This is a genomic window from Rhizobium sp. 01N447_2 (assembly GCF_056399245.1).
This window is the reverse complement of sequence record NZ_JBFTQY010000035.1, coordinates 55,264-68,005: the sequence shown is the minus strand read 5'-3', so window position 1 is coordinate 68,005 and position 12,742 is coordinate 55,264. Positions and strand designations below refer to the sequence as shown.

11 protein-coding genes and 1 pseudogene are annotated in these 12,742 nt (G+C 60.4%); 9 read left to right on the top strand and 3 right to left on the bottom strand.

What is annotated here, in order from left to right; translation table 11 throughout:
- Positions 1–48 precede the first annotated feature (48 nt).
- The gene (locus tag AC1ECN_RS22440; protein WP_018072314.1) at positions 49–798 is read right to left on the bottom strand and encodes a histidine phosphatase family protein; all 750 of its coding nucleotides are present in this window, start codon (positions 796–798) and stop codon (positions 49–51) included.
- A gap of 234 nt (positions 799–1,032) precedes the next feature.
- Here AC1ECN_RS22440 and AC1ECN_RS22435 point away from each other — a divergent pair, with 234 nt between their 5' ends.
- The gene (locus tag AC1ECN_RS22435; RefSeq protein ID WP_018072312.1) at positions 1,033–1,872 is read left to right on the top strand and encodes a UDP-2,3-diacylglucosamine diphosphatase; all 840 of its coding nucleotides are present in this window, start codon (positions 1,033–1,035) and stop codon (positions 1,870–1,872) included.
- A gap of 165 nt (positions 1,873–2,037) precedes the next feature.
- Entirely contained in the window at positions 2,038–3,258 is a 1,221-nt protein-coding gene (locus AC1ECN_RS22430) for an MFS transporter (RefSeq protein ID WP_018072311.1), read from the top strand.
- Here AC1ECN_RS22430 and dgcA read toward each other — a convergent pair.
- A complete protein-coding gene (dgcA, locus tag AC1ECN_RS22425) occupies positions 3,210–4,193 on the bottom strand; it encodes an N-acetyl-D-Glu racemase DgcA (RefSeq protein WP_018072310.1) in 984 nt (327 codons plus the stop codon). The two genes, AC1ECN_RS22430 and dgcA, sit on opposite strands and share 49 nt — an antisense overlap.
- A 102-nt stretch (positions 4,194–4,295) precedes the next feature.
- Between dgcA and AC1ECN_RS22420 the strand changes: the two genes are divergently transcribed.
- From AC1ECN_RS22420 to AC1ECN_RS22400, 5 genes and pseudogenes are all read left to right on the top strand, one after another.
- Positions 4,296–5,465 (top strand): MlaE family lipid ABC transporter permease subunit, encoded by a 1,170-nt coding sequence (locus AC1ECN_RS22420; RefSeq protein ID WP_018072309.1) that lies wholly within the window; start codon positions 4,296–4,298, stop codon positions 5,463–5,465.
- A gap of 1 nt (position 5,466) precedes the next feature.
- A pseudogene (locus tag AC1ECN_RS22415) lies at positions 5,467–6,197 on the top strand (ABC transporter ATP-binding protein).
- A 9-nt stretch (positions 6,198–6,206) separates the two neighbouring features.
- Positions 6,207–7,577 carry an MlaD family protein gene (locus tag AC1ECN_RS22410; protein WP_018072308.1) on the top strand — a complete coding sequence of 457 codons (1,371 nt, stop codon included), beginning with the start codon at positions 6,207–6,209 and terminating at the stop codon, positions 7,575–7,577.
- 24 nt (positions 7,578–7,601) lie between these two features.
- The gene (locus tag AC1ECN_RS22405; RefSeq protein ID WP_018072307.1) at positions 7,602–8,213 is read left to right on the top strand and encodes an ABC-type transport auxiliary lipoprotein family protein; all 612 of its coding nucleotides are present in this window, start codon (positions 7,602–7,604) and stop codon (positions 8,211–8,213) included.
- A 146-nt stretch (positions 8,214–8,359) separates the two neighbouring features.
- Complete coding sequence (locus AC1ECN_RS22400; RefSeq protein ID WP_130662803.1) at positions 8,360–9,613, top strand: sensor domain-containing diguanylate cyclase; 1,254 nt, start codon at positions 8,360–8,362, stop codon at positions 9,611–9,613.
- A 144-nt stretch (positions 9,614–9,757) separates the two neighbouring features.
- Here AC1ECN_RS22400 and AC1ECN_RS22395 read toward each other — a convergent pair whose 3' ends face one another.
- Positions 9,758–10,633, bottom strand: coding sequence for a D-alanyl-D-alanine carboxypeptidase family protein (locus AC1ECN_RS22395; protein ID WP_130661686.1), 876 nt, complete (start codon positions 10,631–10,633; stop codon positions 9,758–9,760).
- Between the two features lie 386 nt (positions 10,634–11,019).
- Between AC1ECN_RS22395 and AC1ECN_RS22390 the strand changes: the two genes are divergently transcribed.
- Together AC1ECN_RS22390 and AC1ECN_RS22385 are read left to right on the top strand one after the other, a co-directional pair.
- Positions 11,020–11,769 (top strand): aminoacyl--tRNA ligase-related protein, encoded by a 750-nt coding sequence (locus AC1ECN_RS22390; RefSeq protein ID WP_024321846.1) that lies wholly within the window; start codon positions 11,020–11,022, stop codon positions 11,767–11,769.
- Positions 11,770–12,057: 288 nt separating this feature from the next.
- A complete protein-coding gene (locus AC1ECN_RS22385) occupies positions 12,058–12,588 on the top strand; it encodes a hypothetical protein (RefSeq protein WP_024321845.1) in 531 nt (176 codons plus the stop codon).
- Positions 12,589–12,742: the final 154 nt, after the last annotated feature.

Here is a 12,742-nt window from a genome sequence, read left to right as displayed (position 1 = left end):
GCCTTACGCAACCCGCCACAGACCTTTGCGGCGGTTCGATTTAAGGAGTTATGCAGTCGGCTTCGGTGTAAGCGTCACGTCGGCGCCATAGGCATCGCGCAGTTCGCCTTCCTGTCCCGGCTGCCGGTCGGCGGCCTGATGCAGCAGGATCGACTCGTATCCTTGCGAGCGCGTCCCCTCGATCAGCGTGATATCGGCGTTTCCAGGATTGTCGGAGCGCTCGAACCACTCGACAGGGCGGTGCAGAAAATTCATTTCGACCGCCCGGTTGGTGACGCCATGACCAACGATCACAACGTTGTGGTCGCTATTTTCGTCATCGTGCATAACGGTCTGCAGGAACAGGCGCACCCGCTGGGCCACGTCCGCCCGGCTTTCGCCATCCGGCGGCCGTGCGTAGAACTTGCCGCTGTTGCTGCGCAGCCTCGCCCATTTTTCGAACTCCTCGGGAAACTTCTGCTTCTGTTCGGCGTGGTCATAGATTTCGGTGAAGAGACCGAAATCCTGCTCGCGCAGCAGATAATCTTCCCTGATATCGCCGACGACGCTTTCCGGCAGGGCTTCGAGCAGCGCATCCTTGCTCTGCCGCGTCCTCAAAAATGGCGAATACCAGATCTGCAGCTTGCCGAAACCGGCGCTCGGCAATGCCTTGAGACAGGAGGCGATCACGCCGCCTGCCTCAAGTGCCTGCCGATGGCCCCACTGCGTCAGCGGCACGTTGTGATCGCCGAATTGGCGGTAAGCCTGTTCGTTGATGTTGCCGAGGGATTCGCCGTGGCGAACGAGAAAAAGACGCATCAGCCATCCCGCATTGTCGGATATGAATCGCCGCTATCATGAACGCCCTGAATGCGCAGGGCAACATGGCCGGCAGGCCTGGCGGCGACGGGCATCCTGCCCGCGCGGCGACAGGCATTCTGCCAGCGCGGCAACGGGCATTCTGCCCGCGTGAGATGAACTGGTTTGCAGCGCTTTTCCACACCTTGTCATCTTCCTGAAACACGAGTCTGATTTTGGAAGGCTAGATGAAAGATGGGACATGAGCGGCAGCTCGTGAAAGACATGATGGAACCCAGACATTTCCGCACGCTCTTCATTTCCGATGTCCATCTCGGCTCGAAGGCCGCGAAGGCCGACTTCCTGCTGGATTTCCTGCGCCACCACGAGGCCGATACGATCGTGCTCGTTGGCGACATCGTCGACGGCTGGCGTCTCAAGCGCAGCTGGTACTGGCCGCAGGTCTGCAACGACGTCGTCCAGAAGCTGTTGCGCAAGGCGCGCAAGGGCACGCGCGTCGTCTATATTCCCGGCAATCACGACGAATTCCTGCGGGCCTTCCCGGGCATGCATTTCGGCGGCATTGAGGTCGTCGAGCGCATGATGCATGACGGCGCCGACGGCAGAAAATATCTGATCCTGCACGGCGACGAGTTCGACGTCGTCGTCCGCAACGCCCGACTGCTCGCCTATCTCGGCGACTGGGCCTATGACACGGCGATCCGCATCAATATCATTCTGGCGGCGGTGCGGCGCCGACTTGGCATGCCCTACTGGTCGTTCTCGGCCTGGGCGAAGCTGCAGGTCAAGCATGCCGTCAATTTCATCGGCGAGTTCGAGCGCGTCGTGGCCGAGGAAGCCCGCAAAAACGGCGCCGACGGGGTGATCTGCGGACATATCCATCATGCCATTATCCAGGATATGGACGGTATCCGTTACATCAACACTGGTGATTGGGTGGAAAGCTGCACGGCGGTCGCCGAGCATGAGGACGGCACGTTCGAACTGATCACCTGGCGGGCGCTCGCCAGCAGTGTGACAGCACTTGCCACCGTCGATCGGGAAGACGCAGAACTGGCTCCACAGGCCGCCTGATTTTGGCGCCGGCGCATCCGCGCCTGCGCTCCCTCGAATTTAGCCGTTACCGTCAGGCGACAGGCCCTATTTATTTTCTAAAACGTTTCAGAACGGCTATTTCTCGCAATAGTCGCCTCCAGGGTGGTGTGTTAGGACAACGTCCAGTTTCCTTCAGGTCCACCAATGATTCCCGCTCAAAATTCCCCGACGGGTGAGGGAGCGCCGCCGCGCTTTCGGCTGCTCAGCGCGCTTTCCTACTGCGCGCCGCTGCTCGTCAACGGCATCGTCCTGCCTTTCTTTCCCGTGTGGCTCGCAACCCACAGCTTCAGCGACCACGAGATCGGCATCATCCTTGCCATACCGATGGTGGTTCGCGTGCTGGTAGCGCCTGTCGTCGCCATGATCGCCGATCGATTGAAGGAGCGTGCCGACGTGCTGCTCTGGTCGGGCGGCCTGTCGCTACTGACGGCGATCGCGCTGTTCTGGACGACGACCTTCTGGCCCGTCACGATCGTCTATGCGTTGCAGGGCGCCACCTTCGCGCCCTATGTGCCCGTCGTCGAATCAATCGTCATCTCGGGTGTGCGCCGCTGGGGGCTCGATTACGGATCGATGCGCGTATGGGGCTCGATCGCGTTCATCGTCTCGACGCTGGTCGGCGGCCAGCTGATCAGTCGGTGGGGCGGCGAAATGGTGCTGCCGGTCATGGTCTTCGGCTTTATCATGACCGTGGTCATGGCGATCTTCTGTCCGCGTATCGGACCGACGCGACGGCGCGGCCAGCCGATCAACATTCCGGCAGCCACCGGCAGCGGCCTGCGCGAGCCGCATCTTCTGCTGCTTCTGATCGGCGTCGCCATCCAGCAGTCGAGCCATGCGGTGCTGAACGCTTTTTCCTCGATCTACTGGCATCAGCTTGGCTTCTCCGGTACGCAAGTCGGCCTGCTCTGGAGCGCCGGCGTCGCTTCGGAAGTGACGGTGTTCTTCCTGTCGAAGCGTCTCAACCGTCGCTTCGACGCCTGGACGCTGATCCGCTTCGGCTGCGCCATCAGTGTCTGCCGCTGGATCCTGTTTCCGATGAATACAGGCTTTGCCGGTTTCTTCCTGCTGCAATGTTTCCATGGCTTCACCTACGCCTTCGTGCATACCGGCGTGCAGCGGCGGATCGTGGCGACCGTGCAGGAAACGCAGGAATCATCGGCGCAGGGCGCGTATTTCTTCTATGTCGGCATGGCGATGGCGCTGATGACCCTGGCGTCGGGTTATCTCTATGCCTGGCTCGGCGTCGTCAGCTACTACGTCATGGCCGTGGTCGCGTTCTCCGGCCTCGGCCTCGTCATCTCAGCCTATTATCTTCAGCCCCAGAGGGTGCTTTCGGGCGGAAAGACCAGGGAAGCGGCGTAACGCAGGCCGGGTTCGCGGTCGCGGGCAAGCAGCAGCGGGCCGTCGAGATCGACGAAATCGGCATTCTGGGCGAGTAATACGGCGGGCGCCATGGCAAGCGAGGTGCCGACCATGCAGCCGATCATGATGCTGAATCCAAGCCGTTCGGCCTCGGCCTTCATCGACAGCGCCTCCGTCAGGCCGCCCGTCTTGTCGAGCTTGATGTTGATCGCGTCGTAGCGGTCGGCAAGGCTTGCGAGATCGCCGGTGTGGTGGACGCTCTCGTCGGCGCAGACGAGGAGCGGGCGGCGGATTTCTGCGAGCAGCCCATCGCGGCCGGCCGGCAGCGGCTGCTCGACGAGGGCCACACCCGCCTCGGCGGCGATATTGAGGTGGCGTTCCAACACTGCTTCCGGCCAGCCCTCATTGGCATCAAGGATGATTTCGGCATCGGGTGCTGCTGCGCGGACGGCGCGGATGCGGCTTTCATCGTCGCCGGTGCCGACCTTGACCTTGAGCAGGGCGCGGCCTGCATGCTCGCGCGCCTGGGCGGCCATCACCTCCGGCTCACCGAGCGAGATGGTGTAGGCGGTGGTGAGCGGCTTCAGAGCGGCAAGGCCGAGGCGGGTGGCGACGCTGTCTCCTGTCTGCTTTGCCTCGAGGTCCCAGAGGGCGCAGTCGACGGCGTTGCGGGCCGCACCCGGCGGCATGGCCGACAGCAGGTCATGGCGCGAAATGCCGGCCTCGATCAGCGGTCGCGCCGCTTCGATCTGGGCGAAAACGCTCTGCATGGTCTCGCCGTAGCGGCGGTAGGGCACGCATTCGCCGAGCCCATGCGCACCCTCTTCGACAAGCGTGCAGGTGATGACCTCGGCTTCGGTCTTTGCCCCGCGCGAGATGGTGAAGGTCCCGGCAATCGGAAAGGAATTCATCTGGATATCGAGGGTGCGCGGCATTATTGCTCTCCTGCGAGCATGGAAATTGCACGGTGCTTCTGTATATTGACGCGCCGGGCGACGAACGATCTGCTTCGCGATTCGGCAATGTCGCTGTAAGCCTTGAAAGACACAAGTATCTTGAACGCCGAGAATCGCAACGCCGCCTCCCTTGATGTGGACGACCAGGCTGATGGCTCGGGACAGCGTGTGCGTCTTCAGGGAAATTGGCGTAGCGCCTACATCCATCTAGTGCTGCGCGATTTCGAAAAGCTGCTGCAGAAGAAGACCGGCGACCTCACGGTAGACCTCTCTAATATATCGGAGATCGACACCGCCGGCATCTGGCTGCTGTGCCGGCTGAAGAAGCAAGAAGAGGCGGGCGGGCGAGCGGTTCGCTTCGAAGGCACCAACCCGCATATCGACGAAATGCTGGAGATGTTTTCCGAGGAGCCGGCCAAGCCCGAGCCGGAGCAGACGGAGAAAGTCTCGCTTGTTGCGCGCATCTTCGCGCCGATCGGCAAAATGACCTATGAGGTCTGGGACAATTTCGCTGCCGCCATGTATATCCTCGGCTCGGCGGTGCGCGGCGCGCAGATGAAGTTCGGCCGCGGCAGCGGCGTTTCGCCGGCCTCGATCGTCAACCAGATCGACCATATGGGCGTTCGCGCCGTTCCGATCATTCTTTTGATGTCGTTTCTGATCGGGGCGATCATCGCCCAGCAGGGCGCCTTTCAGCTGCGCTACTTCGGCGCTGAGGTTTTCGTCGTCGATCTCGTCGGCATCCTGCAATTACGCGAAATCGGCGTGCTTCTAACCTCGATCATGATCGCCGGCCGCTCGGGCAGCGCGATCACCGCCGAAATCGGCTCGATGAAGATGCGCGAGGAGATCGACGCGCTGAAAGTGATGGGCCTGAACCCGATCGGCGTGCTGATCTTCCCGCGGCTGGTGGCGCTGACCATCGCGCTGCCGCTTTTGACGGTGCTGGCAAATTTCGCCTCGCTCGGGGGTGCTGCCGCCGTCGCCTGGGGCTATTCCGGCATCACCTTCGCCAACTTCCTGTCGCGCCTGCACGAGGCGGTGACGTTGTCGACGGTTCTGTCGGGCATGATCAAGGCGCCGTTCATGGCGCTGGTCATCGGCATCGTCGCCGCCGTCGAGGGGCTGAAGGTCGGTGGCAGCGCGGAATCCCTCGGCCAGCACGTGACGGCCGCGGTGGTGAAGGCGATTTTCGTCGTCATCCTGATGGACGGGCTTTTTGCGATGTTCTATGCAGCGATCGATTTCTAGGATGGCGGACCGCGTGGACGAGAAACCGATCGATACGGAAGACAAGGACGAAAGGGACATCGTGCTGTCGGCGCGCGACGTCACCGTCGGCTTCGGCTCCAAGGTCGTGCTCGACAATCTGAACCTCAATATCTACCGCGGCGAGATCCTCGGCTTCGTCGGCGCGTCCGGCACCGGCAAATCGGTGCTGATGCGCACCGTGCTCCGGCTGCTGCCGCGCCGCTCCGGCACGATCAAGATCCTCGGCCAGGATTTCGACGAACTCGACGAGCCGCAGCGCAACGCGCTCGACATGCGGCTTGGCGTGCTGTTCCAGCAGGGGGCACTGTTTTCGTCGCTGACGGTCAAGGAAAATATCCAGGTGCCGATGCGCGAATATCTCGACCTGCCGACCTCGCTGATGGACGAGCTGGCGCATCTGAAGATCCGTATGGTCGGGCTTGCAGCCGATGCCGCCGACAAATATCCGTCCGAACTGTCCGGCGGCATGATCAAGCGCGCAGCCCTTGCGCGCGCGCTGTCACTCGATCCGGAACTCGTCTTCCTGGCCTGTTTTCGGTCTGCGACCGTATTGCCGTGCTCGGAAAGAAGCGAGTAATGGTGGAAGGCACGATCGACGACATGCTGGCCTATGACGATCCGTGGGTGCAGGCCTACTTCAAGGGCAAACGCGCGCGGTCGATCGTGCCGCAGAACGCTGCTGCCGCGCGGCACGACAGCAGCGGAAAGTGACCGGATAAGATGGAAACCAAAGCCAATTACACGATTGTCGGTTTTTTCACGGTGCTGGTGATCGCGGCTGCCTTCGGCTTCGTCTACTGGATGGCCGAATACGGCCGCGGCGGCCCGATGACGGAACTGATCGTTCGTATTCCGGGCTCGGCCAACGGCCTCAGCGTCGGCTCGCCGGTGCGCTTCAACGGCATCCAGATCGGCTCGGTGCAGACGCTGTCGATCGATGCCGACGATCCGCAATATTCGCTGGCCTTCACCCAGGTGCGCACCGATGCGCCGATCTACCCCTCGACCAAGGCCGCCCTTGAAATTCAGGGCTTGACCGGCGCTGCCTATATCGAGCTGTCAGGCGGCCGCAAGGGCGAGGAAAGCATCCTCCAGCATGCGATCGACAACGGCAAACGCGCCGTCATCGTCGCCGACCAGTCGAGCGTCACCAATCTGCTGGCGACGGCCGACAAGATCCTCGATCGCGCTAACGACGCGGTCGGCGAACTTCAGGGTTTTATCGAAGATTCGCGCGGGCCGCTGACCGAGACGTTCAAGAATGCCGAAACGTTCTCGGATGCACTGGCCAAGAATTCCGGCAATATCGACTCCTTCCTGCAGAGCGTCGGCCAGCTTTCGGAGACAGTGAAGGCGGTTTCCGGCCGCGTCGACTCGACGCTTCAAGCCGTCGAATCGCTGGTCAAGGCGGTCGATGCGCAGAAGATCGACAACATCGTCTCCAATGCCGAGAAGATTACCGCCAATGTCGCCGATGCCTCGGGCGACCTCAAGGGCGCGATCCAGAAGTTCGACCAGACGGCCACCACTTTCAATGATTTCGGCAAGCAGGCGCAGGCCACACTCGACCGCGTCGATACGCTCGTTGCCCAGATCGATCCGGCGAAGGTGAAGGGCTCAGTCGACGATATCTCGCAGGCGACCAAGGACGCGCGCGCCGCCGTAGCCTCGATCCGCGATGTCGCCAACACGGTTTCGGCGCGCCAGAAAGATATCGACCAGACGATCCAGGACGTGTCGCAGCTTTCCAACAAGCTGAATTCGGCCTCGACCCGCATCGACGGCATTCTCATCAAGGTCGATGCGCTGCTCGGCACCGACAATACGCAATCGCTGTTCACTGAAGCGCGCGATACGCTGGAATCCTTCAAGAAGGTGGCCGACAACCTGAATTCGCGCATCGGGCCGATCGCCGACAATCTGCAGAAATTTTCGAGTGGCGGCTTGCGCGACGTGCAGACTCTCGTCAACGACATGCGCGGAACCGTGAGCAATCTGAACGATACGATCACCAACTTCGACCGCAATCCGCAACGCCTGATCTTCGGCGGGGACACGGTCAAGCAATATGACGGCCGGACGCGGCGTTAACTGGGAAATCAGGGGTAGCCTAATATGGTCGCATCGCATCTGTTGTCGCGCCGTTCTTGGATCAGGGGAACGGTGATCGCGCTGCCGCTGACGGCGCTGATCCTTTCCGGGTGCGGCACCGCGGCCAAGAACGACACCTATGATCTGCCCGCCGCCGTCGACGGCAGCGGACCCGCGGCCAAATCCCGCCAGATCCTGATCGCCAGCCCGACGGCGCTAAGGTCGCTCGACAGCGAGCAGATCGTCATCCGTGTTTCGCCTTCGGAAATCCAGTATCTCTCCAAGGCGCAGTGGGGCGACAAGCTGCCGCGCATAGTGCAGTCGAAGCTGGTGGAAGCCTTCGAGAACTCGGGCAAGCTCGGCGGCGTCGGCATGCCGGGGCAGGGGCTGGCGATCGACTACCAGATCGTCACCGATATCCGCTCCTTCGAGATCGATGCTTCGAACGGCAACCAGGCGGTGGTCGAGATCTCCGCCAAGATCCTCAACGACCGCAACGGCTCGGTGCGCGCCCAGAAGGTGTTCCGCGCCATGGCGCCGTCCGGCGGCGACAATGACGGCTTCGTCAAAGGCCTCGACCGCGCCTTCTCCACGGTTGCCTCCGAGATCGTCAGTTGGACGCTGCGCTCAATCTGAACTGGAATTCCGAGGTCGCCCCGTGAATATCGAGGGTTGTCGATTCTGAAAAATATTTGACCCCATGGCTTAGGGGCCGCCATCGTATTCAATTTCTTCATGAATTTATGGAACGCATCATGCATCCCTTTCAGGAGGAATGCTGCATGGTGGCTGCACGGGTCTTCGGGAAATCGTCATTGGAGGCGATCCAACGCGAAAATGATCGCCTGGCTGCGCTGCAGCAGCTCGATCTCCTCGACACTCCGAGGGACGAGGGCTTCGAACGGATCGTACGCCTGATAAAGGAGATCTTTTCCATCGACATCGGCATCGTCTCACTGATCGATGCGCATCGGCAATGGTACACGGCTTGCTCCGGCCTTTCGGCCGACGAGGTGTCGCGCGAAGACACGTTCTGCCGCTACGTCGTGGACTGTGAAAGGCCTGTTGTCGTGCAGGACGCTACCAAGGACTCGCGGTTTTCGCAGCATCCTTCGGTGACGGGCGAGGACAATATTCGTTTTTATGCCGGTGTGCCGTTGAGAACAAAAGCCGGGCACATGATCGGAACGGTATGCGCGATCGACCGCAGGCCACGATCGTTCGGCAACAGAGATCTCGGCATTCTCGAGGAGCTGGCAGGCGCCGCGATGGACCGCATCGAGCTCATGCAGTTGGCCGCCATCGACAGCCTCACCGAGGCGATGACGCGGCGTGCCTTCAAGCAGGAGGCCGATCAGCTCATTTCGCTCGCTCTGCGGCACAAGCACGATCTTTCATGCATCGTTTTCGATATCGACCATTTCAAGAAGGTGAACGATACGCATGGGCACGCGGCCGGAGACGAGGTCCTCAAGGCGGTCGCATCGACCTGTAAGACGACCCTTCGAGCCGGTGATCTGTTTGGTCGTCTTGGCGGCGAGGAATTTGCCGTCATCCTGCCGCATGTCGATCGGGAAGGTGCTGCCGCAGTCGCCGAGAAACTCAGAGCCGCCATCGCCTCTGAGATCATTCGCGGCGATCATGGCGCCCTGACCGTTACAGCCAGCTTCGGAACGTCGGCACTCTCGATCGTCAGCAAGGAGATCGAGACCCTGCTGGCTCAGGCGGATGCGGCGATGTATCAGGCCAAGCATGGCGGACGGAATCGTTGCGTGTCGTGGATTTCCATCCACGCCGATCACGCCATTGGCGCTCGACGGCGGGTGCTGAAGGCGGGTTCGATCCTGTTCAACGATCGACGCTCGACCATCGACTGCACCGTCAAATCCATCGGCTCGGAGAGCGCCGGCATTTCGGTCTCCAATACATCAGGCATCCCTTCGGAATTCGTTCTTGCCATCAAAGGCGAAGGATTCGAAACGAATTGCAGGGTGATCGCGCAAGACCGGCAGCATCTGGAAGTGGCTTTCAGATAAGCCGTTAGAGCGCCGTGCGTCCTTTCGGACGCACAAAGGACGCTCTCACTCTTGGAGTCTACGCATCGTGCCTTCCAAAAGTTGCTTCCGATTTTCGGGCCGATGCGCTAGCAAAACCTGCCGGCAGGTCTCTGCTCATCGGGCCTATTTGGTCGGTTGCGAATCCGTCATCGTCGCTCCCGGCTGGCTGCCTGGTGTCGTGGAAGCCGTGGCGGTCGATGACGGCGACAGACTGCTGTCCAGCAGGCTTGCCATCTTGTCGTCGCGTATGCTCGCGGTCTTTTCGCCCATGACGACGCCGACCACCCGGCGGCCATCCTTCAGCGCCGACGTTACGACATTGTAGCCCGATGCGTCGGTGTAGCCGGTCTTGATGCCGTCGACGCCGTCATAACGATACATGAGGTTGTTGTGGCCGCGGAACTTCATGCCGCGAAACTGGAAGCCGCGCATGGAGAAGAGCTTGAACTCCTCGGGAAAGTCGCGCATCAGCGAAACGCCGAGTGTCGCCATATCTCGCGCCGTCGTGACCTGAGCAGGATCCGGAAGGCCCGAGGGATTCCGGAAGACCGTATCCTTCATGCCGAGCTGGTGTGCTTTGTCGGTCATGACAGTGGCGAAAGCCTGTTCGGAGCCGCCAAGGTGCTCGGCAATCGCCACGGCCGCATCATTGGCAGACAGCACGACAATGCTTTCGACCGCTTCACGCAGCGTCACCTTTCGGCCTGCGCCGATAGCAAGCTTGAAGGGCTCCTTGCTCTCGGCATTTTCCGACATGGTGAGCTTCTGATCCCAGGCGAGGCGCCCGTCATGCAGGGCCTCGAAGGCGAGATAGAGCGTCATCATCTTGGTCAGCGACGCCGGATAGTTCAGCTCGTCCTGATTGGAGGCTTCGAGGACCTGACCGGACTGTGCATCCACGACAAAACTTGCCTGGCCAGCCTCAGCCAGTGTGAAAGCGCCCATCAGGAAAGCGGAAGAGAGCGCGGTGGCAAGGAGCCTGGAGGTCGTCTTGGTCATCAATGTTGCTGTCTCTATCGTTTGGACGGTCGAGTGAGCCGTTCACTAAATGCTGCGGATCGGAAATGTTTGTGACGGAATGAAGGACAGGGGGCAACAAAAAAGGGCTATCCACAGATGATCCCTTTTGTCTCACCGTCTCGGTTTTGACCTCGCCGCGCCCGTTTGACAATGCGCAGCACGGCACGTAGAGAATTCGCCATGAGCACGAAGAGCGCGCCCATCTCCCGTCATATCAGCACCTGCCCGCAGGTTTCGATCTTGCGCGCTTTTGACGGACGAGGTCTTCGCGTCCTGCTGTGACGTCAGGGCGCTAGGCGTCCGGCGCGCTGCTGGACGTAAAGCCCCTCACCACGTCAATCAAGGTTGCCAGGGAGACAGGCACCGTGCTCAATATTTATCATGTCAATTCGCTCGTCCATTGGGAGGAGCGCGAGATCCATCTGCGCGATCATATGATTGGCTTCTTCTCGCAAGAGGTCCGCAGTTTTCTCAGATCCGTCAATCCGGCCTGGGATGTCAGGAGGGTCGAGGCGCCGGCGCTGATGCCGCGGTCGCTGGTTTCGAGCGCCTATTCGAACGCCGATATCTGGGTCCAGGAACAGCTTTCCGCGAGCGATACCGCGCTGGTGCTGCGACCGGAAACGACGCCGTCGACCTATATCTACATGCAGCATATTCTCGGAAATCACTCGAAGACGCGGCTGCCGCTCTGCGTCTGGCAGGCCGGCCGATCCTATCGCCGCGAGCAGGAGCAGCCGACGAAACACATGCGGTTGAAGGAGTTCTGGCAGCTCGAATTCCAGTGCGCCTTCACGGCCGACAGCGGCAACGACTATCACGCCGCCTGCCTCGAACCGGTCCGCCGGATGATCGCATCGCTGATTCATCTGCCGACCCGGATCGTGCCCTCCGACCGGCTGCCGGCTTATTCGGAGGTGACGATGGATATCGAGGTCGACAACGGCGATAAATGGATGGAGGTCTGCTCGATCTCCCGACGCACGGATTTTCCGCAGCGCTACCAGTCGCAGCCGAGGAAGGGAGCGGCCGTCGATCATGACGTGCTGGTGCTTGAGATCGCCATCGGCCTCGATCGGTGCGTCTACAACTGGAACATAGCGGCCGATCGGTGAAAGACGGAAAACCGGGATCGCATAGCGATCCCGGTTTTCGCCGTTGCAGTTATCCTTGAATTTTCCGCAGCACTTTGAATTGCTGCGTAATTCCGATTTAAGAAATTATACAGTAGGAGACAGCGTTATGCTGCGAGGGGTGGGATTTTTATGATGCGCTCGGCAATGGTTTTGGTCGTTGGCATATGTGTGCTCGTTTTTTCAGCTTTGTCCGCCTTTGCGTCATCCGGACGCTCCGTCCCGCGTTCGTTAGTTCCTCAAATGTTTCTGTATGAGGAAAAGCCGGAGATGGCACAGCCGACGACGGTTCCCGGTTCTGTCACGTGGTCAATCGATATGCGCACCGACGCCAGCGGACACTCCGATCCTGTTATCCAAGCGCACATTGCTGTGCCGAAGCGTCACTTCACTGCAGTGTTGACACTGGAACGGAATGCAGATCCCTCCGTTTCCGCAAGCCACCTCATTGAATTGTCGTTTCAGATCGCGCCAGGATTTAAGGGAGGTGGAATTTACAGTCTCCGGCACATGTCAATGAAGGCGACGGAAAGCGATCGCGGTGACACATTGATAGCCGTGCCCGCCAAGGTCACGGACAATCTTTACATGCTGGCGCTCAATGATCTGCCTGAGGCTCGTGCCAAGAACCTTGAACTGCTTGAACGCCAATGGATCGACTTGCCGATTTCCTATCAGGACGGCAAACGAGCACTGCTGACGCTTGAAAAGGGCGCCGATGGTGAGCGTGTGTTCAACCAGGCAATTCAGACTTGGGCGTCAAATGATCTGGTCCGGACTGATGCCGGCAATGCTCAATAAAAAGATGGTAGCATCAAACCTGGCCTACGAATTGCTGCCTGGGTTTCCCGGCTCAAAGCGCAGCCCATGGTCAAAAGCGAAAGCCGCCTGACATCAGGTCAAGCGACTTTCTCCCATTCGACGATGAAATTGGCCTCCGTTCGCTCGGGCGGTT